The 26,192-nt window shown below is 70.6% G+C and carries 22 protein-coding genes and 1 pseudogene; 20 read left to right on the forward strand and 3 right to left on the reverse strand.

What is annotated here, in order from left to right:
* Positions 1–6 precede the first annotated feature (6 nt).
* The gene (locus ACGFZA_RS26580; RefSeq protein WP_393682334.1) at positions 7–708 is read right to left on the reverse strand and encodes a DUF2470 domain-containing protein; all 702 of its coding nucleotides are present in this window, start codon (positions 706–708) and stop codon (positions 7–9) included.
* 188 nt (positions 709–896) lie between these two features.
* Between ACGFZA_RS26580 and rpsD the strand changes: the two genes are divergently transcribed.
* On the forward strand, positions 897–1,511 hold the full coding sequence (rpsD, locus tag ACGFZA_RS26585; RefSeq protein ID WP_136327444.1) for a 30S ribosomal protein S4: 615 nt from the start codon (positions 897–899) through the stop codon (positions 1,509–1,511).
* Between the two features lie 24 nt (positions 1,512–1,535).
* Here rpsD and ACGFZA_RS26590 read toward each other — a convergent pair.
* Positions 1,536–3,744: pseudogene (locus ACGFZA_RS26590) on the reverse strand (ATP-binding protein); the annotation flags it as partial.
* A 212-nt stretch (positions 3,745–3,956) separates the two neighbouring features.
* On the opposite strand from ACGFZA_RS26590, the gene ACGFZA_RS26595 reads away from it, so the two are divergent.
* The 13 genes from ACGFZA_RS26595 (at position 3,957) to nusB (ending at position 17,206) form a co-directional block, all read left to right on the forward strand.
* Complete coding sequence (locus ACGFZA_RS26595; RefSeq protein WP_385281359.1) at positions 3,957–4,397, forward strand: DUF948 domain-containing protein; 441 nt, start codon at positions 3,957–3,959, stop codon at positions 4,395–4,397.
* A gap of 7 nt (positions 4,398–4,404) precedes the next feature.
* Positions 4,405–4,755 carry a DUF6167 family protein gene (locus tag ACGFZA_RS26600; protein WP_385281183.1) on the forward strand — a complete coding sequence of 117 codons (351 nt, stop codon included), beginning with the start codon at positions 4,405–4,407 and terminating at the stop codon, positions 4,753–4,755.
* A complete protein-coding gene (gene alaS, locus ACGFZA_RS26605) occupies positions 4,755–7,424 on the forward strand; it encodes an alanine--tRNA ligase (protein WP_385281180.1) in 2,670 nt (889 codons plus the stop codon). The genes ACGFZA_RS26600 and alaS overlap by 1 nt, the downstream gene beginning before the upstream one ends.
* Positions 7,425–7,438: 14 nt before the next feature.
* Positions 7,439–7,903, forward strand: coding sequence for a Holliday junction resolvase RuvX (gene ruvX / locus ACGFZA_RS26610; RefSeq protein ID WP_385281356.1), 465 nt, complete (start codon positions 7,439–7,441; stop codon positions 7,901–7,903).
* Positions 7,904–7,998: 95 nt separating this feature from the next.
* Complete coding sequence (mltG, locus tag ACGFZA_RS26615; RefSeq protein WP_393682337.1) at positions 7,999–9,726, forward strand: endolytic transglycosylase MltG; 1,728 nt, start codon at positions 7,999–8,001, stop codon at positions 9,724–9,726.
* Positions 9,713–10,549 (forward strand): shikimate dehydrogenase, encoded by an 837-nt coding sequence (locus ACGFZA_RS26620; protein WP_393682339.1) that lies wholly within the window; start codon positions 9,713–9,715, stop codon positions 10,547–10,549. The genes mltG and ACGFZA_RS26620 overlap by 14 nt, the downstream gene beginning before the upstream one ends.
* A gap of 146 nt (positions 10,550–10,695) precedes the next feature.
* On the forward strand, positions 10,696–11,880 hold the full coding sequence (aroC, locus tag ACGFZA_RS26625; protein WP_385281173.1) for a chorismate synthase: 1,185 nt from the start codon (positions 10,696–10,698) through the stop codon (positions 11,878–11,880).
* Entirely contained in the window at positions 11,877–13,520 is a 1,644-nt protein-coding gene (gene aroB / locus ACGFZA_RS26630; protein ID WP_385281170.1) for a 3-dehydroquinate synthase, read from the forward strand. Before aroC ends, aroB begins: the two co-directional genes overlap by 4 nt.
* Positions 13,517–13,957, forward strand: a complete 441-nt coding sequence (gene aroQ / locus ACGFZA_RS26635) for a type II 3-dehydroquinate dehydratase (RefSeq protein WP_385281168.1) — start codon at positions 13,517–13,519, stop codon at positions 13,955–13,957. Before aroB ends, aroQ begins: the two co-directional genes overlap by 4 nt.
* A 139-nt stretch (positions 13,958–14,096) precedes the next feature.
* Positions 14,097–14,948, forward strand: a complete 852-nt coding sequence (locus ACGFZA_RS26640; RefSeq protein ID WP_385281165.1) for a Pro-rich N-terminal domain-containing protein — start codon at positions 14,097–14,099, stop codon at positions 14,946–14,948.
* 100 nt (positions 14,949–15,048) lie between these two features.
* Entirely contained in the window at positions 15,049–16,155 is a 1,107-nt protein-coding gene (locus tag ACGFZA_RS26645) for an aminopeptidase P family protein (RefSeq protein WP_385281163.1), read from the forward strand.
* 50 nt (positions 16,156–16,205) lie between these two features.
* Positions 16,206–16,772, forward strand: a complete 567-nt coding sequence (gene efp / locus ACGFZA_RS26650) for an elongation factor P (RefSeq protein ID WP_385281161.1) — start codon at positions 16,206–16,208, stop codon at positions 16,770–16,772.
* 2 nt (positions 16,773–16,774) lie between these two features.
* Complete coding sequence (gene nusB / locus ACGFZA_RS26655) at positions 16,775–17,206, forward strand: transcription antitermination factor NusB (protein ID WP_024490948.1); 432 nt, start codon at positions 16,775–16,777, stop codon at positions 17,204–17,206.
* Between the two features lie 168 nt (positions 17,207–17,374).
* On the opposite strand, the gene bldD is transcribed toward nusB, so the two are convergent.
* Positions 17,375–17,875: a transcriptional regulator BldD gene (gene bldD, locus ACGFZA_RS26660; RefSeq protein ID WP_018103903.1), complete on the reverse strand. Its 501-nt coding sequence runs from the start codon at positions 17,873–17,875 to the stop codon at positions 17,375–17,377.
* Between the two features lie 221 nt (positions 17,876–18,096).
* On the opposite strand from bldD, the gene pyrR reads away from it, so the two are divergent.
* From pyrR to carB, 6 genes are all read left to right on the forward strand, one after another.
* Complete coding sequence (gene pyrR, locus ACGFZA_RS26665; protein ID WP_266776531.1) at positions 18,097–18,681, forward strand: bifunctional pyr operon transcriptional regulator/uracil phosphoribosyltransferase PyrR; 585 nt, start codon at positions 18,097–18,099, stop codon at positions 18,679–18,681.
* 86 nt (positions 18,682–18,767) lie between these two features.
* Complete coding sequence (locus ACGFZA_RS26670; RefSeq protein ID WP_385281353.1) at positions 18,768–19,745, forward strand: aspartate carbamoyltransferase catalytic subunit; 978 nt, start codon at positions 18,768–18,770, stop codon at positions 19,743–19,745.
* Between the two features lie 2 nt (positions 19,746–19,747).
* Positions 19,748–21,034, forward strand: a complete 1,287-nt coding sequence (locus ACGFZA_RS26675) for a dihydroorotase (RefSeq protein WP_385281156.1) — start codon at positions 19,748–19,750, stop codon at positions 21,032–21,034.
* On the forward strand, positions 21,031–21,633 hold the full coding sequence (locus ACGFZA_RS26680) for a hypothetical protein (RefSeq protein WP_385281154.1): 603 nt from the start codon (positions 21,031–21,033) through the stop codon (positions 21,631–21,633). Before ACGFZA_RS26675 ends, ACGFZA_RS26680 begins: the two co-directional genes overlap by 4 nt.
* The gene (gene carA, locus ACGFZA_RS26685) at positions 21,630–22,772 is read left to right on the forward strand and encodes a glutamine-hydrolyzing carbamoyl-phosphate synthase small subunit (RefSeq protein ID WP_385281151.1); all 1,143 of its coding nucleotides are present in this window, start codon (positions 21,630–21,632) and stop codon (positions 22,770–22,772) included. The genes ACGFZA_RS26680 and carA overlap by 4 nt, the downstream gene beginning before the upstream one ends.
* Positions 22,765–26,073, forward strand: a complete 3,309-nt coding sequence (carB, locus tag ACGFZA_RS26690) for a carbamoyl-phosphate synthase large subunit (RefSeq protein WP_393682346.1) — start codon at positions 22,765–22,767, stop codon at positions 26,071–26,073. The genes carA and carB overlap by 8 nt, the downstream gene beginning before the upstream one ends.
* The last annotated feature ends 119 nt before the right edge of the window (positions 26,074–26,192 follow it).

Consider the following 26,192-nt stretch of genomic DNA (forward strand, 5'->3'; position numbering starts at 1 on the left):
CCGGTCTCAGTGCGCGGCGGCATCGAAGAGGGTGCGCATGGCGTGACGCAGCTCCACCACGTCGCGCACCGGCTCGGGGAACTCGAAGCGCGCGTCGAAGCAGGGGCCGTTCCGTTCGAAGAAGCGGACCCGCAGCCCGTGGCGGTCCAGTGCGACCGGCACGACGGACGGCGGGTTCTCCGCGCCGGTCCGGGCCGCCCGCTCGCCGAGCAGCTCGCACAGCGTCCCCAGCCGGTCCCCGTGCGCGGCGTGCAGATGCTGGAGCAGCTCCGCCTCGTGGGCGGCGAGGGGGTCGGCGGCCGCGTTCCCCAGCTCCTCCGGCTCGACCGCCTGGGCGCCCCAGACATCCTCGACGTGGGCCTCGCCCGTCTCCAGCCGCAGCAGCATCCGGCCGGGGCCCGCCAGTCCGGGTACGGACGTGAGCCATCCGGCGACGCGGGCCCGGCCGCGGATGCGGTGCGGTACGGCGACCGGGGCGACGTCCGTGATCTCCAGCACAGCGGTCAGCTCGTCGTCCTGGGCGTGGGTCGCGGCCCGCACGGCCGGGGAATCGGCGGGGAATTCGAGGAAGAGATCGCCGTCCGGACCCACGCTCCGGGACAGCGGCATCAGCTGGTCCGAGCCCGCGGTCTCCAGCCCGGGGATGAGCAGTACCGCGGAGCAGGTACTCTGTACGAGAGTTCGTGTGCGCTCGGCTGCTGACGGCATCCGAGTGTTTTCAAGCCCGCTGGGACGCGGCTGACCACGATCAGATCGGCCTTCCGTCGTAGCAGCACCTTCATGTGTGCTGCCGCTGTCTGTGCTGTCCGTGACGTGTGTGGTGTTCCCAGGGCGAGACATGCGATCTCCTTGAGTAAGGTGAGCCTAACCTAACCTACAACGGAGGTCTGGAGAACGTGCCTAATCAGTCGCGTCCCAAGGTCAAGAAGAGCCGCGCGCTCGGCATTGCGCTGACGCCGAAGGCCGTCAAGTACTTCGAGGCCCGCCCCTACCCGCCGGGCGAGCACGGCCGTGGCCGCAAGCAGAACTCGGACTACAAGGTCCGTCTGCTCGAGAAGCAGCGTCTGCGCGCCCAGTACGACATCAGCGAGCGCCAGATGGCGCGTGCCTACGACCGCGCCAAGAAGGCCGAAGGCAAGACGGGCGAGGCGCTGGTCGTCGAGCTCGAGCGCCGCCTCGACGCGCTGGTCCTGCGTTCCGGTATCGCCAAGACGATCTACCAGGCCCGCCAGATGGTCGTTCACGGCCACATCGAGGTCAACGGTGGCAAGGTCGACAAGCCGTCGTTCCGTGTCCGTCCCGACGACATCGTGATGGTCCGCGAGCGCAGCCGCGAGAAGTACCCCTTCCAGGTTGCCCGCGAGGGTGGTTACGACACCGACGGTGAGACCCCGCGCTACCTGCAGGTGAACCTGAAGGCCCTGGCCTTCCGCCTTGACCGGGACCCGAACCGCAAGGAAATCCCCGTGATCTGCGACGAGCAGCTCGTCGTCGAGTACTACGCCCGCTGATTCAGGCGTAGCCGCTCCACACCGGCGCTCAGGCCCGCCCCTCCCCGACCGGGGAGGCGGCGGGCTTTCGCGTCTTCCCGGTCGGGGCCTGCGGCTCCTGTCCGCCGGGGCGTTCGCCGGGCCGGCCCGACAGCGCCCTGGCCACCACCGCGTCCGTGCCCAGCTTGCCGCCGGTGCGCAGCCGCGCCGCGTACAGCACCTCGCCCAGCTCATGGCGTACCAGCTCCGCACACCGGGCCCTGGGCCTGCCGTAGTAAGCCGAGCCGAACAGCGGCAACCCGACCGACGGCCAGATCCGGTCGGCCGCCCCTTGCAGCAGCGCCGCCTCGTCGGCGTCGCCCTCGACCACCGTGACGAGCGCCAGCAGCTCCAGGGCGAGCACGGTGCCCAGGCGGTCGTGGAAGGTGTGGCTGATGGCCAGCGACTTCCCGAGCAGCTCCCGGGCCCGGCCGGGACGGCCGCGCTGCAGCGAGGCGAAGGCCAGCACGTACAGCGCGTAACTGAGCGCCCACTGCTCCCCGTGGTCCTCGCAGATGTCCCGCACCTCTTCGCAGATCACCACCGCGCGGTCCAGATCGCCCTGGAACCCGACCGCCATGGCCAGTTCGACCTGGGCCATCAGCACGTTGCTGTTCAGCTCGCCGAGCTCCCGGTAGCGGACGAGGGCCTCCTGCAGCAGTTCGCCCGCGCGCGCCATGTCGTCCGTGACCAGGGCCAGGCACCCGGTCCGGTGCACGGCGTACGCCGACGCCACCGCGTCACCGGCCAGCTCCGCCTCCTCCCGGCACTCGGTGAGCGCCGAGATCGCGCCCACCGGATCGCCCTGGAGGACCGCGACGTACCCGAGCACCCACAGGGCCTTCAGCCGCGAGGTGTCGTAGGGCGTCTCCTCCTCCCGTACGTGCTCCAGCCAGTGCCGGCCCTCGGAGAGCCGCCCGCAGCCGACCCACAGGAACCAGAGCGTGCCCGCCAGGTACTGCGCGAGGTGCGCCTCCTCGGGGCTCTCCAGCGAACACTCCATGGCCCGCCGCAGATTCGGCAGTTCGCTCTCCACACGGGCGGCCACCTCGGCCTGCCGCGGGCTGAACCAGTCGAGCTCGCACCAGGTCGCGAGCCCCAGGAACCAGTCCCGGTGACGGCGCCGGAGCCGGTCCGTGTCGCCCGTCGCGGCCAGCCACTCGGCGCCGTACTCCCGGACCGTGTCCAGCATCCGGTAGCGGGCCCCGACCGCTGACTCCTCCCGCAGGACCACGGACTGCGCCAGCAGTCCGGACAGTACGTCCAGCACCGAGTCGGCCGGCAGATCGGGGCCGCTGCAGATGTACTCGGCCGCCTCCAGGTCGAACTGCCCGGCGAAGACGGAGAGCCGCGCCCACAGCAGCCGCTGTTCCGGGGCGCAGAGCTCATGGCTCCAGCCGATGGCCGTACGGAGCGTCTGGTGCCGGGCGAGCGCGCTGCGGCTGCTGCCGGTCAGCAGCCGGAACCGGTCGTCCAGGCGTTGCAGCACCTGCTCCGTCGACAGGGCGCGAAGCCGGCCGGCGGCCAGCTCCAGCGCGAGCGGAATGCCGTCGAGGCGACGGCACAGCTCCAGGGCGGTGCCCCGGGTGTGCTCGGTCAGCCGGAACTCTGGCTGCACCGAGGCGGCCCGCTCGGCGAACAGCAGCAAGGCGTCCTCGTCGCCCATGGTCACGAGCGGGTAGCCGGTCTCGCCGTCGAGGTCCAGCGGCAGCCGGCCGGCCGCCAGCACCCGCAGTCGCGGTGCCCGGCGCAGCAGATCCCGTACCAACTCCGCACAGGCGTCCACCAGATGCTCGAAGCCGTCGATCACGAGGAGGAGTCGGCGCTCGGCACAGTGTTCGAGGAGTGTCGTGCGGGGCGGCCTGCTCGTGTGATCAGTGAGGCCCAGTGCGTCGACCAGGGCGTGCTCCAGCAGGGCGGGATCGTGGACCGCGGACAGCTCCACCAGCCAGACCCCGTCGCAGTACCGTTTCTCCAGGAGCGCCGCCACCCTGGTGACCAGCCGGGTCTTGCCGACTCCGCCCACCCCGACGACGGTGACGAGCCGGGACTCCTCCAGCAGTCCGACGACATCGGCCAACTCGGCGTCGCGCCCCACGAATCTGTTCAGCTCCGCGGGGAGATTGCCCGGGCGGCAGGGCGCGGGAGCCTCGGAGGAGGCGGCCGGAGGGCCGGAATCGCCGGGCGAGGGGGAGGGGCGCTGAGGGTGTCGCATGAAACACGCAGAGTACTGGCCCGAAAGCGCTCCGTACAATCTCGTTGCGGGAACTCCCACGGGGCCGGGCCGCAATGCGGTACAAGGCGCGAGCCCCGGCGCGATAGGCTCGGGGACGGGTGACCGGCCGCCGCGACGGCCGTCGCCGAAGAGCAGGAAACAAGACAGGCAGACGACAAGCCAGAGAGCGGTGCACTGTGTCCGGTGGTGAGGTGGCCGGGATCCTGGTGGCCGTCTTCTGGGCGATCCTGGTTTCGTTCCTCGCCGTCGTGCTGGTGAGGCTCGCCCAGACGCTCAGGGCGACCACCAGACTCGTGGCGGACGTGACCGAACAGGCCGTCCCGCTGCTCGCCGACGCCTCCGCGACCGTACGCTCCGCGCAGACCCAGCTCGACAAGGTCGACGCGATCGCCACGGACGTCCAGGAAGTCACCTCCAACGCCTCGGCGCTCTCCACCACCGTCGCCTCCACCTTCGGCGGCCCGCTGGTCAAGGTCGCCGCGTTCGGTTACGGCGTCCGGCAGGCCATCGGCCGCAAGGCCGCTCCCGAACCGGAAGCGCGTTCCCGGCGCTCGGTGATCGTCGGCCGGACCGTGCCGTCCGCGCGTGCCAAGAAGCGCAACGGCAGAAACTCCCGCGGATCGAAGGACTGACGCAGCGATGTTCCGCCGTACGTTCTGGTTCACCGCCGGCGCAGCCGCCGGCGTCTGGGCCACCGCCAAGGTCAACCGCAAGATCAGGCAGCTGACCCCCGAGAGCCTCGCGGCGCAGGCCGCCGACAAGGCGCTCGTGGCAGGTCACAAGCTCAAGGACTTCGCCCTGGACGTCCGCGAGGGCATGGCCAGACGCGAGGCCGAACTGGGCGAGGCGCTCGGACTCGAAGCGCCCGTCGACCCCGATCTCCCCGTGCAGCGCCACTTCGCCGTCGAGGCGGCCGAGCCCGGGAAGCGCCGCACGCTTCCCCCCACCTCACGCACCTACAACTCGTACAACCGGAATGAGGACCACTGATGGAGTCGGCTGAAATTCGCCGCCGCTGGCTGAGCTTCTACGAGGAGCGCGGTCACACCGTTGTCCCTTCGGCGTCGCTCATCGCGGACGACCCGACTCTGCTGCTGGTCCCGGCGGGCATGGTGCCCTTCAAGCCGTACTTCCTCGGCGAGGTCAAGCCCCCCGCCCCGCGCGTCACCAGCGTCCAGAAGTGCGTCCGCACGCCGGACATCGAAGAGGTCGGCAAGACCACCCGCCACGGCACCTTCTTCCAGATGTGCGGGAACTTCTCGTTCGGCGACTACTTCAAGGAAGGCGCCATCGAGTACGCCTGGGAGCTGCTGACCAGCTCCGTGGCGGACGGCGGCTTCGGCCTCGACCCCGAGCGCCTGTGGATCACGGTCTACCTCGACGACGACGAGGCCGAGCAGATCTGGCGCGACAAGATCGGCGTTCCGGCCGAGCGCATCCAGCGGCTGGGCAAGAAGGACAACTTCTGGTCCATGGGCGTCCCCGGTCCCTGCGGCCCCTGTTCCGAGATCAACTACGACCGCGGCCCCGAGTTCGGCGTCGAGGGCGGTCCCGCCGTCAACGACGAGCGCTACGTGGAGATCTGGAACCTGGTCTTCATGCAGTACGAGCGCGGTGCCGGCGACGGCAAGGACGACTTCCCGATCCTCGGGGACCTGCCGTCCAAGAACATCGACACCGGCCTCGGCCTGGAACGCCTCGCGATGATCCTGCAGGGCGTGCAGAACATGTACGAGACCGACACCCTGCGCGTGGTCATGGACAGGGCCACCGAGCTCACCGGCGTGCGCTACGGCGCCGCCCAGGGCACCGACGTCTCGCTCCGCGTGGTCGCCGACCACATCCGTACCTCCGTCATGCTCATCGGCGACGGTGTCACCCCCGGCAACGAGGGCCGCGGCTACGTGCTGCGCCGCATCATGCGCCGGGCCATCCGCAACATGCGGCTGATGGGCGCCACCGGCTCGGTCGTCAGCGAGCTGGTCGACGTCGTGATCAACACGATGGGGCTGCAGTACCCCGAGCTGATCACCGACCGCAAGCGCATCGAGACCGTCGCGCTCGCCGAGGAAGCCGCCTTCCTCAAGGCCCTCAAGGGCGGCACCAACATCCTGGAGACCGCGGTCACCGAGACCAAGGCCGCCGGTGGCCGGGTCATCGCCGGTGACAAGGCGTTCCTGCTCCACGACACCTGGGGCTTCCCGATCGACCTCACCCTGGAGATGGCCGCCGAACAGGGGCTGTCCGTGGACGAGGACGGCTTCCGCCGCCTCATGCAGGAGCAGCGGGACAAGGCCAAGGCCGACGCCAGGGCCAAGAAGACCGGTCACGCCGACCTGTCCGCCTACCGCGAGGTCGCCGACCACTCCGGCGTCACCGAGTTCACCGGCTACACCTCCACGGAGGGCGAGTCGACCGTCGTCGGCCTCCTCGTGGACGGCGTCTCCTCGCCCGCGGCCTCCGAGGGCGACGAGGTCGAGGTCGTCCTGGACCGCACCCCGTTCTACGCCGAGGGCGGCGGCCAGCTCGCCGACCAGGGCCGGATCCGCCTCCACAACGGTGCCGTGATCCAGGTGCGCGACGTCCAGCAGCCGGTCCCCGGCGTCTCCGTCCACAAGGGCTCGGTCCAGGTCGGCGAGGTGACGGTCGGCGCCTCCGCGCTCGCGACCATCGACAACACCCGCCGCCGCGCGATCGCCCGCGCCCACAGCGCCACCCACCTCACGCACCAGGCGCTGCGCGACGCGCTCGGCCCGACGGCCGCCCAGGCCGGTTCGGAGAACTCCCCGGGCCGCTTCCGCTTCGACTTCGGTTCGCCCGCCGCCGTACCCGGCACGGTCCTCGTCGACGTCGAGCAGAAGATCAACGAGGTCCTCTCGCGGGAGCTCGACGTGCAGGCCGAGGTCATGTCGATCGACGAGGCCAAGAAGCAGGGCGCCATCGCCGAGTTCGGCGAGAAGTACGGCGAGCGGGTCCGCGTCGTCACCATCGGCGACTTCTCCAAGGAGCTGTGCGGCGGCACGCACGTCGGCAACACCGCCCAGCTGGGTCTGGTGAAGCTGCTCGGCGAATCGTCCATCGGTTCCGGAGTGCGCCGCATCGAGGCCCTCGTCGGCGTCGACGCGTACAACTTCCTCGCCAAGGAGCACACGGTCGTCGCCCAGCTCCAGGAGCTGGTCAAGGGCCGCTCCGAGGAGCTGCCGGAGAAGATCGCCTCCATGCTCGGCAAGCTGAAGGACGCCGAGAAGGAGATCGAGAAGTTCCGCGCGGAGAAGGTCCTGGCGGCCGCCGCAGGGCTCGTCGACTCCGCCAAGGACGTCCGGGGCGTCGCCCTGGTCACCGGCCAGGTGCCGGACGGCACCTCCGCCGACGACCTGCGCAAGCTCGTCCTCGACGTCCGCGGGCGCATCCAGGGCGGCCGGCCGGCCGTCGTGGCCCTGTTCACCACGGCCAACGGCCGCCCGCTGACCGTCATCGCCACCAACGAGGCCGCCCGTGAGCGCGGTCTCAAGGCCGGCGACCTGGTCCGCACCGCCGCCAAGACCCTCGGTGGCGGTGGCGGCGGCAAGCCGGACGTCGCCCAGGGCGGTGGTCAGAACCCGGACGCCATCGGTGACGCCGTCGCCGCTGTCGAACGCCTCGTCACCGAGACGGCGTGACGCCGGACATGACGATGCGTCGCGGTCGCCGCCTGGCGATCGACGTCGGGGACGCCCGGATCGGGGTCGCCTCGTGCGACCCCGACGGGATCCTCGCCACCCCGGTGGAGACCGTGCCGGGACGCGACGTCCCGGCCGCCCACCGGCGGCTCGGGCAGATCGTCGCGGAGTACGAGCCGATCGAGGTCATCGTCGGTCTGCCGCGGTCCCTGGGCGGCGGTGAGGGGCCGGCCGCGGCCAAGGTCCGTGCCTTCACCGACGTACTCGCCCGTGCGGTTGCACCCATTCCGGTGCGATTGGTGGACGAGAGGATGACCACAGTGACGGCGAGTCAGGGGCTGCGCGCCTCGGGCGTGAAGTCCAGAAAAGGCCGATCCGTCATCGATCAGGCTGCCGCTGTGGTGATCCTCCAGAACGCTCTGGAGTCCGAACGGGCTTCGGGCAAGCCACCCGGCGAGGGCGTCGAAGTGGTTGTCTGATCGCGATACGGTAACGTTCCGCGCGATGCGGCGGGGTTCGAACAAACACCGCACAGCAAAGAGACGGAACGTCGTCTCGCGGCTCAAGGGGATCGATGACTGAGTATGGCCGGGGCCCCGGCTCCGAACCATGGCATCCCGAGGATCCCCTGTACGGGGACCAGGGATGGGGCGGCGGGCAGCAGCCTGCCCACGGCCAGAGCCAGTACGGCGGCCAGCAGCAGGACCCGTACGCCCAGCAGCAGCCGCAGGACCCGTACATGCAGCAGCCGCAGGACCCTTACCAGCAGCAACAGCAGCCGCAGGACCCATACCAGCAGCACCCGCAGGACCCGTACGCCCAGCAGCCGCAGTACCAGCAGCAGCCCCCGTACGGCACGCAGCACGACCCGTACGCCCAGCAGCCTCCCTACAACGGCGGCTGGGACACCGGTCAGCAGCCCGCCTCGATGCCGTACGACGGCCAGCCCCCTGCCTCGTACGGCTACGGCGAGACGAACGACTACTACGGCACCCCCGAGGCCTACCCGCCGCCGCAGCCCCCGGGCCGCCGCGAGGCCGAACCCGCACCGGCCCCGGCGCAGAACCCGGACTGGGACCCCGAGGTCCAGCCGGAGGAGACGCACCCCTTCTTCACGGGCGCGGACGACGAAGGCGAAGCCAAGGACGACGACTACGACGACGACCCGCGCGAGTCCCGCCGCGGTGACGGCGGAGGCGAGCGGCGCGGCAAGGGCAAGAAGAAGAAGGGCCGCAGCGGCTGCGCCTGTCTGGTCGTCTCCCTCGTCCTGGCCGGCGGTCTCGGCGGAGTGGGCTACTTCGGCTACTCCTTCTACAAGGACAAGTTCGGTTCGGCCCCCGACTACGCGGGTAGCGGATCGGGCTCGGTCGAGATCGAGATCCCCAAGGGCGCGTACGGGTACGACATCGGCAACATCCTGAAGAAGGCGGGCGTCGTCAAGAGCGTCGACGCGTTCGTCTCCGCCCAGAACGAGAACCCCAAGGGCAAGTCGATCCAGGCCGGTGTCTACCTCCTCCATGAGGAGATGTCGGCGTCCGAGGCCGTGAAGATGATGGTCGACCCGAAGAGCCAGAACCTTCTGGTGATTCCCGAGGGTTCCCGCAACGCGGCCGTCTACGCGATGGTCGACAAGAAGCTGGATCTCAAGACGGGCACGACCGAGGGTGTGGCCAAGTCCAAGAAGTCCGATCTGGGCCTGCCCGGCTGGGCGGCCAAGAACAAGGACATCAAGGACCCGCTGGAAGGATTCCTCTACCCGGCCGCGTATCCGGTGACGAAGGAGACCAAGCCGGAGGCGATCCTCGAGAAGATGGTCGCGCGGTCCAACGAGGAGTACGAGAAGCTCGACCTCGAAGGAACGGCCAAGAAGTACAACCTGGACGGCCCGTGGCAGGTGCTCACCGTCGCCAGCCTCGTGCAGGCGGAGGGCCTGACGCACGACGACTTCCGGAAGATGGCCGAAGTCGTCTACAACCGCCTGAAGCCGGACAACACGGCCACGAATCGCAAGCTCGAATTCGACTCCGCGTTCAACTACCTCACCAAGCAGAGCAAGATCAAGATCAATCTGGACGAGATCCGGACCAACCCGGATCCCTACAACACCTACTATCACGCCGGTCTTCCGCCCGGGCCCATCAGCAACCCCGGGGACGAAGCGCTGCGTGCGACGCTCAGTCCCACGGCCAGCGGGTGGATGTTCTTCATCTCGCTCGACGGCAAGAAGACCGATTTCACCAAGACGGCCGCGGAGCATGCGAAACTCACAGCGAAGTTCAACGAGATCCATGGCATCGGCTGACCCGCGCCACCGGGCAGCCGTCCTCGGCTCGCCCATCGCCCACTCGCTCTCCCCGGTCCTGCACCGGGCCGCGTACGCCGAACTCGGCCTCGACGACTGGTCGTACGACCGGTTCGACGTGGACGAGGCGGCGCTCCCCGGCTTCTTCGAGAACCTGGATTCCTCCTGGGCCGGGCTCTCCCTCACGATGCCGCTGAAGCGGGCGGTCATCCCGCTGCTGGATTCCGTCAGCGAGACGGCGGCCTCCGTCGAGGCCGTGAACACGGTCGTCCTCACCGAGGACGGCCGCCGTACCGGCGACAACACGGATATCCCCGGCATGATCGCCGCCCTGCGTGAGCGCGGTGTGGAGAAGGCCGAGTCCGCCGCCGTCCTCGGCGCCGGGGCCACCGCCTCGTCCGCCCTGGCCGCGCTCTCGCAGGTCTGTACGGGGCCGGTCACCGCCTATGTACGGAGCCGCGAGCGCGGGGACGAGATGCGGGGCTGGGGTGAACGCCTGGGCGTCGACGTGCGGATCGCCGACTGGGCCGAGGCCGAGCGGGCGCTGCATGCCCCGCTGGTCATCGCGACGACGCCGGCCGGTGCCACGGACGGGCTGACGGACGCCGTCCCGGCGCGTCCCGGCACCCTCTTCGATGTGCTGTACGAGCCCTGGCCCACCGGACTCGCGTCCGCCTGGGAGAGTCGCGAGGGAGCAGTCATCGGAGGTCTTGATCTCCTGGTGCACCAGGCAGTCCTCCAGGTCGAGCAGATGACGGGCCGCGCGCCCGCGCCGCTGACGGCCATGCGCCGGGCCGGCGAGCAGGCGCTGGCCGCCCGCTGACCGCACATCCGCCCCGCCCGTCGCGTCCGTCTGCTGGACCGGCGGCGGGCCGGGGGGTCCGGTCGTGGGAGGATCGAGGGCGGCGGGCCAGGGCCGCGCACCCGGTCGCGCCGTTGCAGTTACAGGCGCGAGCATGAGGAGCACCGTTGAGCAGGTTGCGCTGGCTGACCGCCGGAGAGTCGCACGGCCCCGCACTGGTGGCGACGCTGGAGGGTCTTCCCGCCGGTATCCCCGTCACCACGGAGATGGTGGCGGACGCGCTCGCCAGGCGACGGCTCGGTTACGGGCGCGGCGCCCGGATGAAGTTCGAGAAGGACGAGGTCACCTTCCTCGGCGGGGTCCGGCACGGCCTGACCATGGGCTCGCCGGTCGCCGTGATGGTGGGCAATACCGAGTGGCCCAAGTGGGAGCAGGTCATGTCGGCCGACCCGGTCGACCCCGAGGTGCTGGCCGCCCAGGCCCGTAACGCCCCGCTGACCCGGCCCCGGCCCGGCCACGCCGACCTCGCCGGTATGCAGAAGTACGGCTTCGACGAGGCCCGGCCGATCCTGGAGCGCGCCAGCGCCCGGGAGACCGCGGCCCGCGTCGCCCTCGGCGCCGTCGCCCGGTCCTACCTCAAGGAGACGGCCGGCATCGAGATCGTCAGCCACGTCGTGGAACTGGCGGCGGCCAAGGCCCCGTACGGGGTCTACCCGGTCCCGGCCGACGTCGAGAAGCTCGACGCCGACCCGGTGCGCTGCCTCGACGCCACCGCGAGCAAGCAGATGGTCGCCGAGATCGACCAGGCCCACAAGGACGGCGACACGCTCGGCGGCGTGGTCGAGGTGCTGGCGTACGGAGTGCCGGTCGGCCTCGGTTCGCACGTGCACTGGGACCGGCGCCTCGACGCCCGCCTCGCCTCCGCGCTCATGGGCATCCAGGCCATCAAGGGCGTCGAGGTCGGCGACGGCTTCGATCTCGCCCGGGTGCCCGGATCGCAGGCGCACGACGAGATCCTGGTGACCGACGACGGCATCAAGCGCGCTTCCGGCCGCTCCGGCGGCACCGAGGGGGGCCTCACCACCGGTGAGCTGTTGCGTGTCCGCGCCGCGATGAAACCGATCGCGACGGTGCCGCGCGCGCTGGCCACCGTCGACGTCGTGACCGGCGAACCGGCCAAGGCGCACCACCAGCGCTCCGATGTCTGTGCCGTTCCGGCCGCCGGCATCGTCGCCGAGGCGATGGTCGCGCTGGTGCTCGCCGACGCGGTCGCGGAGAAGTTCGGCGGCGACAGCGTCACGGAGACCCACCGCAACGTCCAGTCGTACCTCGACCACCTCCAGATCCGATGAGCGGTCCGACGAGCGGTCCCCTGATCGTCCTGGTCGGGCCGATGGGCGTCGGCAAGTCCACCGTCGGCGAGCTGCTCGCCGCCCGGCTGGGCACCGGCTACCGGGACACCGACGCCGATGTCGTCGCCACGGCGGGCAAGCCCATCGCGGAGATCTTCTACGACGAGGGCGAGGAGCACTTCCGCGCCCTGGAGCGGGACGCCGTGCGGACCGCGGTCGCCGAGCACGGGGGAGTCCTCTCGCTCGGCGGCGGCGCCGTCCTCGACGAGGCGACGCGCGCCCTGCTCGCGGACCACGCCGTCGTCTACCTCTCGATGGACGTCGACGAGGCGGTCAAGCGGGTCGGGCTGAACACCGCGCGCCCCCTGCTCGCCGTGAATCCGCGCCGGCAGTGGCGCGAACTCATGGAGGCCCGCCGCCACCTGTACACGGAGGTGGCCCGCGCGGTCGTCGCGACCGACGAGCGCACACCGGAAGAGGTCGCCCAGGCGGTCCTCGACGCACTGGAGCTGCCGGACGCACCGTCCGGCGTGGAGAAGCGAACGATGACCGAGCAGGAACCCACCCGTATCCAGATCGCCGGCAGTGCGGGCACCGACCCGTACGAGGTGCTGATCGGCCGGCAACTCCTCGGCGAGCTGCCCACGCTCATCGGCGACCGGGCCCAGCGCGTCGCGGTCCTGCACCCCGAGGCGCTCGCCGAGACGGGCGAGACGGTCCGCCAGGACCTCGCGGACCACGGCTACGAGGCCATCGCGATCCAGCTGCCCAACGCCGAGGAGGCCAAGACCGTCGAGGTCGCCGCTTACTGCTGGAAGGCGCTCGGCCAGACCGGCTTCACCCGCACCGACGTCATCGTCGGCATCGGCGGCGGTGCCACCACGGACGTCGCCGGCTTCGTCGCCGCCTCCTGGCTGCGCGGGGTGCGCTGGATCGCCGTACCCACGACCGTGCTCGGCATGGTCGACGCGGCCGTCGGCGGCAAGACCGGCATCAACACCGCCGAGGGTAAGAACCTGGTCGGCGCGTTCCACCCGCCGGCCGGGGTGCTCTGCGACCTGGCCGCGCTGGACTCGCTGCCGGTCAACGACTACGTCTCCGGCATGGCGGAGATCATCAAGGCCGGCTTCATCGCCGACCCGGTGATCCTCGACCTCGTCGAGGCGGACCCGCAGGGCGCGCGCACCCCGGCCGGGCCGCACACCTCCGAGCTCATCGAGCGGGCCATCCGGGTCAAGGCCGAGGTCGTCTCCAGCGACCTCAAGGAGTCCGGGCTCCGCGAGATCCTCAACTACGGACACACGCTGGCCCACGCGATCGAGAAGAACGAACGCTACAAGTGGCGCCACGGAGCGGCCGTCTCGGTCGGCATGGTCTTCGCCGCCGAGCTGGGCCGTCTCGCCGGACGCCTGGACGACGCCACCGCCGACCGGCACCGCGCCGTCCTGGAGTCCGTCGGACTGCCGCTCACCTACCGCGGCGACCAGTGGCCCAAGCTGCTGGAGAACATGAAGGTCGACAAGAAGTCCCGCGGCAACCTGCTGCGCTTCATCGTCCTGGACGGCCTCGGCAAGCCCGCCGTCCTGGAGGGCCCCGACCCGGCCGTGCTGCTCGCCGCCTACGGCGAGGTGTCGGCGTGACCCGCCGGGTGTTCGTCCTCAACGGACCCAACCTCGGCCGGCTGGGCTCCCGCGAGCCCGACGTCTACGGGGCCACCTCGTACGCCGGACTCGTCGAAACCTGCCGCACCCTCGGCAAGGAGCTCGGCTTCGACGTCGACGTCCGGGAGACCAACGACGAGGGGGAGCTGATCCGCTGGCTCCACGAAGCCGCGGACGGTTCAATTCCGGTCGTTCTCAACCCGGGTGCCTTCACGCACTATTCGTACGGGATGCGCGACGCGGCCGCCCAGCGCACCGCTCCGCTGATCGAGGTGCACATCTCGAACCCGTACGCGCGGGAGGAATTCCGTCACCACTCCGTGGTCGCACCGGTCGCCACCGGGACCGTGGCCGGATTCGGTATCGGCTCGTACCGGCTCGCCCTGAGGGCGCTCGCGGACGAACTGACGGACTGACGCACACCCGCACCGGAAGGCCGACTTGGCCGACGGGGCACTGTGGACCCTCCCCGGCCGTTCCCTCCGTGGCGGCCGGGGAAGGTACGGTTGCCGTTCCACCAGCGCCAGTTGCCTGTACGAGACGGAGTGCCACCGGATGCAGCACGCAGTGGGGGCCCCGCTGCCGCCGCCCCAGGGACCCGGAAACGGACCCGTCGGCTGGTCGCACCAGGCCCAGCACCCCGGCCATCAGGGCCCGCCCGCCCAGCCCCCGGCCGGTCACCCGGGTCCGCCGCCCCCGGTGCCGCCGGCTCCGCAGGGGCAGGGCTGGACCGGGCCCGCGCCGCGCCAGGCCCCCGTCCCGGTCTCCAGGGAGACCACCGGGCACATCCAGCTGCCGCCCGGCGGGCCCGTACCGCTGCCCGCACCGCCCACCGGGCCCGGTACCGGCACCGCGACCCTCGCCGTCCTGCTGATCGGCCCGGCAGGCGCCGGGAAGACCACCGTGGCGAAGCTCTGGGCCGCCCGCCGCCGGGTCCCCACCGCCCACGTCAGCCTCGACGACGTCCGCGAATGGGTCTGCTCCGGTTTCGCCGACCCGCAGGCGGGGTGGAACGACCAGTCGGAGGCCCAGTACCGCCTGGCCCGCCGCACCTGCGGCTTCGCCGCCCGCAATTTCCTGGCCAACGGCATCTCCTGCATCCTCGACGACGCGGTCTTCCCGGACCGGCCCGTCGTCGGCCTCGGCGGCTGGAAGCGCCACGTCGGCCCCGGGCTGCTCCCCGTCGTCCTGCTGCCGGGCCTGGAGATCGTCCTGGAGCGCAACGCCGCCCGCAGCGGCAACCGCCGCCTCTCCGACGAGGAGGTCGCCCGGATCCACGGCCGGATGGCCGGCTGGTACGGCTCCGGGCTGCCGATCATCGACAACTCCACGTACGACGTGGAGACCACCGCCCGCGTCCTGGACGACATACTCGCCCGCTCGCTCGCCAGCCCTCCGGCCTGGTGAGCCGGAGCCCGGCGGGGCCGTCCGCCCGCTGAGGCCGCTGCGCCCCCCGGTCGGGTGCGCTGACCGCGCGGGCCCGCGCTCACGCTCGTACGCTCGATGCATGTCAGAGGTGTACGCCGTCCGCCGCGGGCTGCTCCGCGACCGGTGCGCCGCAGTCGGATCCGCGGCCGCCCTGGTCTCCCGCCCCGCCAATGTCCGCTACCTGGCGGGCGGAGCGCCCCCGGGTGCCGTGCTGCTGCTCGGCCCCGACGAGGACGTCCTGCTCTGCCCGCGTCCTCCGACCGGTGATCCGGCCGACGGGCGCACCGACGATCAGCTGCGCGTCGACCTCCTGCCGGTGACCGGCGGTGATCCCGTGGTCGCCGCCGCGGACCTGGCCACCGCGGGCGGGGCGGAGTCCCTGGCCGTGGAGGAGCACGACCTGACCGTCGCCCGTCACCGGGCCATGGCCTCGGTCGCCCCGAAGCTCCGGCTGGCCGACCTCGGCGCCAACGTCGAGCAGCTGCGCATCGTGAAGGACGAGGAGGAGATCGGCTGTCTGCGGATCGCCGCCGAGATCACGGACCAGGCGCTGGGCGAACTCCTCGAATCGATCCTGGTCGGCCGCACGGAGCGGCATCTCGCCCTCGAACTGGAACGCCGGCTGGTCGACCACGGCGCCGACGGCCCGGCCTTCGCCACCTCCGTCGCCACCGGTCCCAACTCCGGCAGGGGCCGCCACCGGCCCTCGGACCGACGGGTGGAAGAAGGAGATTTTCTCTCCGTCTGCCTCGGGGCCAACTACCGCGGATACCGGTGCGAGATCGGCCGCACCTTCGTCATCGGCACGGCGCCGGCCGACTGGCAGATCGAGCTCTACGACCTGGTTTTCGCCGCTCAGCGGGCCGGACGCGAGGCTCTCGTGCCCGGCGCCGCCTACCGCGATGTGGACCGTGCGGCCCGCCATGTACTGGACTCCGCGGGCCACGGTGAGGGCCTCGCACCCTGGACCGGGCACGGGGTGGGGCTCGAAATCGACGAGGACCCGCAGCTGGCACCTGCAGCCATGGGTAAACTGGACGCTTGTGTGCCGGTCACCGTCGAACCGGGGGTCCACCTCCCGGGCCGGGGCGGAGTCCGGATCGATGACACGCTCGTCGTGCGCCCCGAGGCGGACGGCGGACCCGAGCTACTCACCATTACGACCAAGGAGCTGCTCGCGCTCTAGCGCGGATCCTTGGCCGTTCCACCAGCTTCAGTCCAGGAGATTCCGCAACCGTGGCTTCCACGAACGACCTCAAGAACGGCCTGGTGCTCAAGCTCGACGGAGGCCAGCTCTGGTCCGTCGTCGAGTTCCAGCACGTCAAGCCCGGCAAGGGCCCGGCCTTCGTGCGCACCAAGCTCAAGAACGTGCTGTCCGGCAAGGTCGTCGACAAGACGTTCAACGCCGGCGTGAAGGTCGAAACGGCCACCATTGACCGGCGCGACATGCAGTTCTCGTACATGGACGGCGAGTACTTCGTCTTCATGGACATGGACACCTACGACCAGCTGATGGTCGACCGCAAGGCTGTCGGCGACGCCGCCAACTTCCTGATCGAGGGCTTCACCGCCTCCGTCGCCCAGCACGAGGGCGAGGTGCTCTACGTCGAGCTGCCGGCCGCCGTCGAGCTCGTCATCCAGCACACGGACCCGGGCGTCCAGGGCGACCGGTCCACCGGTGGCACCAAGCCCGCCACGCTGGAGACCGGCTACGAGATCGGCGTCCCGCTCTTCATCACCACGGGTGAGAAGATCAAGGTCGACACCCGCTCGGGCGATTACCTCGGCCGGGTGAACAGCTAACCGTGGCTGCCCGGAACACGGCCCGCAAGCGAGCCTTCCAGATCCTCTTCGAGGCCGACCAGCGCGGTGAGTCCGTGCAGACGGTCCTCGCGGACTGGGTCCGGCACTCGCGGTCCGACACCCGCCAGCCGCCGGTCACCGAGTACACGATGGAGCTCGTCGAGGGGTACGCGCAGTACGCGGACCGCATCGACGACCTCATCGTCACCTACGCCGTGGACTGGGAGATCGACCGCATGCCGGTCGTCGACCGGAACATCCTGCGGCTCGGTGCGTACGAGCTGATCTGGGTGGACGCGACACCCGACGCGGTGGTGATCGACGAGGCGGTGCAGATCGCCAAGGAGTTCTCCACCGATGACTCCCCGTCCTTCGTGAACGGCCTGCTGGCCCGTTTCAAGGACCTCAAGCCGAACCTTCGCCGGGAGCAGTAGCCCCCCGGCGTCGTTCTGCCGACGAAGGGCCCACGGTCGCGAGACCGTGGGCCCTTCGGCATGTCCGGGGGCCGCCCGTGCGGACGGCCCGGAAAACGGAAACGCCGGGTCCGGCGGGGCGCCCGGAAAGGGCCCCGCCGACCCGGCGGTACGTTTCTTCTGGGGTGGTCAGCCCTCGTCGTGAGCGACCGCGCGGCGCGCGTCCGCGTCGAGGACGCCCCAGCTGATCAGCTGCTCCGTGAGCACGGACGGCGACTGGTCGTAGATCACGGCCAGGGTGCGCAGGTCGTCCTGGCGGATCGAGAGCACCTTGCCGTTGTAGTCGCCGCGCTGGCTCTGGATCGTCGCCGCGTAGCGCTGCAGGGGTCCGGCCTTCTCCGGCGGGACGTGGGCGAGGCGCTCGAGCTGGAGCACGAGCTTCGGCGGCGGCTCGGCGGCTCCGCCGGGCGTCGTGCCGGGCAGGAGCTCCTGCACCGGAACGCCGTAGAAGTCCGCCAGCTCGGCAAGGCGCTGGACGGTGACGGCGCGGTCGCCGCGCTCGTACGAGCCGACCACGACGGCCTTCCAGCGGCCCTGCGACTTCTCCTCCACGCCGTGGAGGGAGAGGCCCTGCTGGGTGCGGATGGCGCGGAGCTTGGCCCCGAGCTGTTTTGCGTATTCGCTGGACATAAGGCTCCCCGGACGCTGGAACATTGTGCGGCTCCGCCGCGTGGCTGGTAACTCACTGTGAGGTTACGCAGCGTTACTTGGGTGCGTCAAGCTGAATGGTCCGGACCGGCACCTCCCGGGGGTGGGGCAAGGGCCCTGCTCAGGCCCTGGTAACGTGAATGACGCAATTTCGACGTCCTTTAAGATCCGTCCAGTGAGGCGGAGAAGGAGGTCCGTTTCTTATGGACGCACAGCACGACGCCACCGGCAATGCGGCACGCCCCGTTCTCGAGGCTCCCGACATCGCCCGAGTACTGACCCGCATCGCCCACGAGATCGTCGAACGCGCCAAGGGCGCCGACGACGTGGTGCTCCTCGGCATCCCGACCCGGGGCGTCTTCCTCGCCCGCCGGCTCGCCGACAAGCTCGAAGAGATCACCGGCCGGAAAATGCCGGTCGGATCGCTCGACATCACCATGTACCGCGACGACCTGCGGATGCGCCCGGCGCGCGCCCTGGCCCGCACCGAGATCCCCGGCGAAGGCATCGAGGGCCGTCTGGTCGTCCTCGTCGACGACGTGCTCTTCTCCGGCCGCACGATCCGCGCCGCTCTCGACGCGCTCGGCGACATCGGCCGGCCCCGCGCGGTGCAGCTCGCGGTCCTCGTCGACCGCGGCCACCGCGAACTGCCGATCCGTGCCGACTACGTCGGCAAGAACCTCCCCACGTCGCTGCGGGAGACGGTCAAGGTCCAGCTCGCCGAGGAGGACGGCCGCGACGCCGTGCTGCTCGGGGTCGAGCAGGCCGCCCCGGCGGTCGAGCAGTAGCTGCCCTCTCCGTACGGCCCGCTGCCGTACGGCGGCTTCCGCACGCCCGCATGCCTGAATCCTCCAGCCACCCGGAGAACACCCAGATGAAGCGCCACCTCATCTCGGCCGCCGACCTCACCCGCGACGACGCCGTCCTGATCCTCGACACCGCCGAGGAGATGGCCAGGGTCGCGGACCGGCCGATCAAGAAGCTCCCGACCCTGCGCGGCCGTACCGTCGTCAACCTCTTCTTCGAGGACTCGACGCGTACCCGCATCTCCTTCGAGGCAGCCGCCAAGCGCCTGTCCGCCGACGTCATCAACTTCTCCGCCAAGGGCTCCTCCGTCTCCAAGGGCGAGTCGCTCAAGGACACGGCCCTGACCCTGGAGGCGATGGGCGCCGACGCCGTCGTCATCCGGCACGGCGCCTCCGGCGCCCCGTACCGCCTCGCCACCTCCGGCTGGATCGACGGCGCGGTCGTGAACGCCGGCGACGGCACCCACGAGCACCCCACCCAGGCACTCCTGGACGCCTTCACGATGCGCCGCAGACTGGTCGGGGCCGATGCCGGACTCGGCAAGGACCTCGACGGCCGCCGGATCACGATCGTCGGCGACATCCTGCACAGCCGCGTCGCCCGCTCCAACGTCCACCTGCTGACCACCCTCGGCGCCCACGTCACCCTGGTGGCCCCGCCCACCCTGGTGCCCGTCGGCGTGGAGCAGTGGCCCTGCGACATCAGCTACAGCCTCGACGAGGTGCTGCCGGAGTCGGACGCTGTGATGATGCTTCGTGTGCAGCGTGAGCGGATGAACGCCGCCTACTTCCCGACCGAGCGCGAGTACTCCCGCCGCTACGGCCTGGACGGCGAGCGGATGGCGAAGATGCCCGAGCACGCCATCGTCATGCACCCCGGCCCGATGGTCCGCGGCATGGAGATCACCGCCGAGGTGGCCGACTCCGACCGGTGCACGGTCGTCGAACAGGTCGCCAACGGCGTCTCGATCCGCATGGCCGTGCTCTACCTGCTGCTCGGCGGCTCCGAGCCCGCCGCCCCCGCCCGTACCGAGGAGAACAAGTAACCATGAGCAAGATCCTTATCCGCGGCGCGAAGGTCCTCGGCGGCGACCCCCAGGACGTCCTCATCGACGGCGAGACCATCGCCGCGGTCGGCACCGGGCTCGAAGCCGGCGACGCCACCGTGATCGAGGCGGCGGGCCAGATCCTGCTGCCCGGCCTCGTCGACCTCCACACCCACCTGCGCGAGCCCGGCCGCGAGGACTCCGAGACCGTCCTGACCGGCACCAAGGCCGCGGCGGTCGGCGGCTTCACCGCCGTGCACGCCATGGCCAACACCTTCCCGGTCGCCGACACCGCCGGTGTCGTCGAGCAGGTCTGGCGGCTCGGCAAGGAGTCCGGCTACTGCGACGTGCAGCCCATCGGCGCCGTCACCGTCGGCCTGGAGGGCAAGCAGCTCGCCGAGCTCGGCGCCATGCACGATTCGGCCGCCGGAGTGAAGGTCTTCTCCGACGACGGCAAGTGCGTCGACGACGCGGTGATCATGCGCCGCGCCCTGGAGTACGTGAAGGCGTTCGACGGCGTCGTCGCCCAGCACGCCCAGGAGCCCCGCCTCACCGAGGGCGCCCAGATGAACGAGGGCATCGTCTCGGCCGAGCTCGGCCTCGGCGGCTGGCCCGCCGTCGCCGAGGAGTCGATCATCGCCCGCGACGTCCTGCTCGCCGCCCACGTCGACTCCCGGGTGCACATCTGCCACCTGTCGACCGCCGGCTCCGTCGAGATCGTCCGCTGGGCCAAGTCCAAGGGCTGGAACGTCACCGCCGAGGTCACCCCGCACCACCTGCTGCTCACCGACGAGCTCGTCCGGTCCTACAACCCGGTCTACAAGGTGAACCCTCCGCTGCGCACCGAGGCCGACGTCCTGGCCCTGCGCGAGGCCCTCGCCGACGGCACCATCGACTGCGTCGCCACCGACCACGCCCCGCACCCGCACGAGGACAAGGACTGCGAGTGGGCCGCGGCCGCCATGGGAATGGTGGGCCTGGAGACCGCCCTCTCCGTCGTCCAGCAGACGATGGTGGACACCGGTCTGATCGACTGGGCCGGCGTCGCCGACCGCATGTCGTTCCGCCCCGCCGCCATCGGCCGCCTCGACGGACACGGCCGGCCCGTCTCGGAGGGCGAGCCCGCCAACCTCACCCTGGTCGATCCGGCATACCGTGGAGTCGTGGACCCCGCGGGATTCGCCTCCCGCAGCCGCAACACCCCCTACGAGGGGCGCGAGCTGCCGGGCCGAGTGACCCACACCTTCCTGCGGGGCCGTGCCACGGTCGTCGACGGGAAACTCGCGTGACAACACTCAGCCCCACCCACCAGCTGTACCGACTGGCCGCCGAGCAGAAGTCGGCGGAGGTCACCGACTGGTCCGCCCGCATCAGCTGGGTGATCGGACTGATCGTCCTCATCGCCTTCGTCTACTGGCTCATGCGCCAGGGATGGAAGTGGCGCGGCAGCCTCCAGTCCGGTCTCTCCGACCTCGCGACCACCCCGGACGGCTTCGCGGACGGCGAGAAACTGCTCACCCTGACCGGGCGGTACCACGCCTCGACGACGGCCGGACAGTGGCTCGACCGCATCGTCGCCCACGGCCTCGGGACCCGCAGCCGCGTCGAGCTCACCCTCACCGAGCAGGGCCTCGACGTCGTCCGGCCCGGCGCGACGGACTTCTTCGTCCCCGCCGCCGACCTGCGCGAAGCCCGGACCGACAAGGCCCTCGCGGGCAAGGTCCTGCCGGAGGGCGGCCTGCTCGTCATCACCTGGGCGCTCGGCGACCAGCTGATCGACTCCGGATTCCGCTCGGACCACTCGGCCGAGCACGCCGCCTGGGTCGAAGCCGTCAACGGTCTTCACCGCACTCAACTCACCAGCACTACGGAAGGCACCGCACGATGACGATCTCCACCCGGGGAGCCGCCAAAGCTCCCGCCGTACTCGTCCTGGAGGACGGCCGCGCCTTCCGCGGCCGCGCCTACGGGGCTGTGGGGGAGACCTTCGGCGAGGCGGTGTTCTCCACCGGCATGACCGGCTACCAGGAGACGCTGACCGACCCCTCGTACCACCGCCAGGTCGTCGTGATGACCGCCCCGCACGTCGGCAACACCGGTGTGAACGACGAGGACCCCGAGTCGAAGCAGATCTGGGTCTCCGGCTACGTCGTGCGCGACCCCGCCCGGGTGCCCTCCAACTGGCGCTCGCGGCGCTCGCTCGACGAGGAGCTCGCGAGCCAGGGCGTCGTCGGCATCAGCGGCATCGACACCCGCGCCCTCACCCGCCACCTGCGCGAGCGCGGCGCGATGCGCGTCGGCATCTTCTCCGGCAACGCCATCGCCGACGAGGGCACGCTCCTCGCCCGGGTGCGCCAGGCCCCCGAGATGAACGGCGCCGACCTGTCCGCCGAGGTCGCCACCAAGGAGACGTACGTCGTCCCCGCGATCGGCACCAGGAAGTTCACCGTCGCCGCGATCGACCTCGGCATCAAGGGCATGACCCCGCACCGGATGGCCGAACGCGGCATCGAGGTGCACGTCCTGCCCGCCACCGCCACCCTGGAGGAGGTGTACGCGGTACAGCCCGACGGCGTCTTCTTCTCCAACGGCCCCGGCGACCCGTCCACCGCCGACCACCCGGTCTCCGTCATGCAGGGCGTCCTGGAGCGCAAGACCCCGCTCTTCGGCATCTGCTTCGGCAACCAGATCCTGGGCCGCGCGCTCGGCTTCGGCACGTACAAGCTGAAGTACGGCCACCGCGGCATCAACCAGCCCGTGCAGGACCGCTCGACCGGCAAGGTCGAGGTCACCGCGCACAACCACGGCTTCGCCGTGGACGCCCCGCTCGACAAGGTCTCGGACACCGCCTACGGGCGCGCCGAGGTCTCCCACGTCTGCCTGAACGACCAGGTCGTCGAGGGCCTCCAGCTCCTCGACCGGCCGGCCTTCAGCGTCCAGTACCACCCCGAAGCAGCCGCCGGCCCGCACGACGCCGCGTACCTCTTCGACCGCTTCGTATCCCTGATGGAGGACCAGCGTGCCTAAGCGCTCCGATATCCAGTCCGTCCTGGTCATCGGCTCCGGTCCGATCGTCATCGGCCAGGCCGCCGAGTTCGACTACTCCGGCACCCAGGCCTGCCGCGTCCTCAAGGCCGAGGGCCTGCGCGTCATCCTGGTGAACTCCAACCCGGCGACGATCATGACCGACCCGGAGATCGCCGACGCCACGTACGTCGAGCCGATCACCCCCGAGTTCGTCGAGAAGATCATCGCCAAGGAGCGCCCCGACGCGCTGCTCCCCACCCTGGGCGGCCAGACCGCGCTCAACACCGCGATCTCCATGCACGAGAACGGTGTCCTGGAGAAGTACGGCGTCGAGCTCATCGGCGCCAACGTCGAGGCCATCAACAAGGGCGAGGACCGCGAGCTCTTCAAGGGTGTCGTCGAGGCCGTCAAGGCGAAGATCGGCTACGGCGAGTCCGCCCGCTCCGTCATCTGCCACTCCATGGACGACATCATGAAGGGCGTCGACACCCTCGGCGGCTACCCCGTCGTCGTCCGCCCCTCCTTCACCATGGGCGGCGCCGGCTCCGGCTTCGCCCACGACGAGGAGGAGCTGCGCCGCATCGCCGGACAGGGCCTCACGCTCTCCCCGACCACCGAGGTGCTCCTGGAGGAGTCCATCCTCGGCTGGAAGGAGTACGAACTGGAGCTGATGCGCGACAAGAACGACAACGTCGTGGTCGTCTGCTCCATCGAGAACTTCGACCCGATGGGCGTCCACACGGGTGACTCGATCACCGTCGCCCCGGCGATGACGCTCACCGACCGCGAGTACCAGCGGCTGCGCGACATCGGCATCGCGATCATCCGCGAGGTCGGCGTCGACACCGGCGGCTGCAACATCCAGTTCGCCATCGACCCGGCCGACGGCCGGGTCATCGTGATCGAGATGAACCCCCGCGTCTCCCGCTCCTCGGCGCTGGCCTCCAAGGCCACCGGCTTCCCGATCGCCAAGATCGCCGCCAAGCTGGCCGTCGGCTACACGCTCGACGAGATCCCGAACGACATCACCGAGAAGACGCCGGCCTCCTTCGAGCCGACCCTCGACTACGTCGTGGTCAAGGCCCCGCGCTTCGCCTTCGAGAAGTTCCCCTCCGCCGACTCCACCCTCACCACCACCATGAAGTCGGTGGGCGAGGCCATGGCGATCGGCCGGAACTTCACCGAGGCACTGCAGAAGGCGCTGCGCTCCCTGGAGAAGAAGGGCTCGCAGTTCGCCTTCACCGGCGAACCCGGCGACAAGGCCGAGCTGCTGGCCGAGGCGGTCCGCCCGACCGACGGCCGGATCAACACCGTCATGCAGGCGATCCGGGCCGGCGCCACCCAGGAAGAGGTCTTCGACGCGACGAAGATCGACCCCTGGTTCGTCGACCAGCTCTTCCTGATCAAGGAGATCGCCGACGAGCTGGCCGCCGCCGACAAGCTCGTCCCCGAGCTGCTGGCCGACGCCAAGCGGCACGGCTTCTCGGACGTCCAGATCGCCGAGATCCGCGGCCTGCGCGAGGACGTCGTCCGCGAGGTGCGGCACGCGCTCGGCATCCGCCCGGTCTACAAGACGGTCGACACCTGCGCCGCCGAGTTCGCCGCGAAGACGCCCTACTTCTACTCCTCCTACGACGAGGAGAGCGAGGTCGCGTCCCGCACCAAGCCCGCGGTGATCATCCTCGGCTCCGGCCCGAACCGCATCGGTCAGGGCATCGAGTTCGACTACTCCTGCGTCCACGCCTCCTTCGCGCTGAGCGACGCGGGCTACGAGACCGTGATGGTCAACTGCAACCCGGAGACCGTCTCCACGGACTACGACACCTCCGACCGCCTGTACTTCGAGCCGCTGACGCTGGAAGACGTGCTGGAGATCGTGCACGCCGAGTCCCTCGCGGGCCCGATCGCGGGTGTCATCGTCCAGCTCGGCGGCCAGACCCCGCTGGGCCTGGCGCAGGCGCTCAAGGACAACGGCGTGCCCGTCGTCGGCACCTCCCCGGAGGCGATCCACGCCGCCGAGGACCGCGGCGCCTTCGGCCGCGTCCTGGCCGAGGCCGGACTGCCCGCCCCCAAGCACGGCACCGCCACCACGTTCGCCGAGGCCAAGGCCATCGCCGACGAGATCGGCTACCCCGTCCTCGTCCGCCCCTCGTACGTGCTCGGCGGCCGCGGCATGGAGATCGTGTACGACGAGACCCGGCTCTCCTCGTACATCTCCGAGTCCACCGAGATCAGCCCCACCCGGCCGGTCCTGGTCGACCGCTTCCTCGACGACGCGATCGAGATCGACGTCGACGCCCTCTACGACGGCACCGAGCTCTACCTCGGCGGCGTCATGGAGCACATCGAGGAGGCCGGTATCCACTCCGGCGACTCCGCCTGCGCCCTGCCCCCGATCACGCTCGGCGGCTACGACATCAAGCGGCTGCGCGCCTCCACCGAGGGCATCGCCAAGGGCGTCGGCGTCCGCGGGCTGATCAACATCCAGTTCGCGCTCTCCGGCGACATCCTCTACGTCCTCGAAGCCAACCCGCGCGCCTCCCGCACCGTCCCCTTCACCTCGAAGGCGACCGCGGTACCGCTCGCGAAGGCCGCCGCCCGCATCTCGCTGGGCGCGACCGTCGCCGAGCTGCGCGCGGAGGGCCTGCTGCCGAAGACCGGCGACGGCGGCACGCTGCCGCTCGACGCGCCGATCTCCGTCAAGGAGGCCGTCATGCCGTGGTCGCGCTTCCGCGACGTCCACGGGCGCGGCGTCGACACGGTCCTGGGCCCGGAGATGCGCTCCACCGGCGAGGTCATGGGCATCGACTCCGTCTTCGGCACGGCGTACGCCAAGTCGCAGGCGGGCGCCTACGGTCCGCTGCCCACCAAGGGCCGCGCCTTCATCTCGGTCGCCAACCGCGACAAGCGCACGATGATCTTCCCGGCCCGCGAGCTGGTCGCCCACGGCTTCGAGCTGATGGCCACCTCCGGCACCGCCGAGGTCCTCAAGCGCAACGGCATCAACGCCACCGTCGTGCGCAAGCTGTCCGAGGGCGAGGGCCCGAACGGCGAGAAGACGATCGTCCAGCTCATCCACGACGGCGAGGTCGACCTCATCGTCAACACCCCGTACGGAACCGGCGGGCGGCTCGACGGCTACGAGATCCGCACCGCGGCCGTGGCCCGGTCCGTGCCCTGCCTGACCACGGTCCAGGCGCTCGCCGCGGCCGTCCAGGGCATCGACGCCCTCAACCACGGAGACGTCGGCGTACGTTCCCTCCAGGAACACGCGGAGCATCTGACGGCAGCGCGCGCATAGCGGCCCAGGAGGGGGACACCGGAAACGGTGTCCCCCTCTTCGCGAGGACCGCGGCTCACGAGCTTCGCGCACGGCGACGCGCAAGATCCGCGACGCGCGAGAACACCCCTTCGTCAGAA

Source organism: Streptomyces sp. NPDC048211 (assembly GCF_043202315.1).
Lineage (GTDB): Bacteria > Actinomycetota > Actinomycetes > Streptomycetales > Streptomycetaceae > Streptomyces.

Bases quoted from the DNA above. Each gene is read 5' to 3' on its own strand.
- ACGFZA_RS26645 (WP_385281163.1), top strand. From the start codon at position 15,049: ATGTCAGAGGTGTACGCCGTCCGCCGCGGGCTGCTCCGCGACCGGTGC.
- alaS (WP_385281180.1), top strand. From the start codon at position 4,755: ATGGAGTCGGCTGAAATTCGCCGCCGCTGGCTGAGCTTCTACGAGGAG.
- bldD (WP_018103903.1), bottom strand. From the start codon at position 17,875: ATGTCCAGCGAATACGCAAAACAGCTCGGGGCCAAGCTCCGCGCCATC.
- ACGFZA_RS26675 (WP_385281156.1), top strand. From the start codon at position 19,748: ATGAGCAAGATCCTTATCCGCGGCGCGAAGGTCCTCGGCGGCGACCCC.
- aroB (WP_385281170.1), top strand. From the start codon at position 11,877: ATGAGCGGTCCGACGAGCGGTCCCCTGATCGTCCTGGTCGGGCCGATG.
- carA (WP_385281151.1), top strand. From the start codon at position 21,630: ATGACGATCTCCACCCGGGGAGCCGCCAAAGCTCCCGCCGTACTCGTC.
- ACGFZA_RS26600 (WP_385281183.1), top strand. From the start codon at position 4,405: ATGTTCCGCCGTACGTTCTGGTTCACCGCCGGCGCAGCCGCCGGCGTC.
- mltG (WP_393682337.1), top strand. From the start codon at position 7,999: ATGACTGAGTATGGCCGGGGCCCCGGCTCCGAACCATGGCATCCCGAG.
- ACGFZA_RS26580 (WP_393682334.1), bottom strand. From the start codon at position 708: ATGCCGTCAGCAGCCGAGCGCACACGAACTCTCGTACAGAGTACCTGC.
- ruvX (WP_385281356.1), top strand. From the start codon at position 7,439: ATGCGTCGCGGTCGCCGCCTGGCGATCGACGTCGGGGACGCCCGGATC.
- ACGFZA_RS26670 (WP_385281353.1), top strand. From the start codon at position 18,768: ATGAAGCGCCACCTCATCTCGGCCGCCGACCTCACCCGCGACGACGCC.
- ACGFZA_RS26640 (WP_385281165.1), top strand. From the start codon at position 14,097: ATGCAGCACGCAGTGGGGGCCCCGCTGCCGCCGCCCCAGGGACCCGGA.
- ACGFZA_RS26620 (WP_393682339.1), top strand. From the start codon at position 9,713: ATGGCATCGGCTGACCCGCGCCACCGGGCAGCCGTCCTCGGCTCGCCC.
- pyrR (WP_266776531.1), top strand. From the start codon at position 18,097: ATGGACGCACAGCACGACGCCACCGGCAATGCGGCACGCCCCGTTCTC.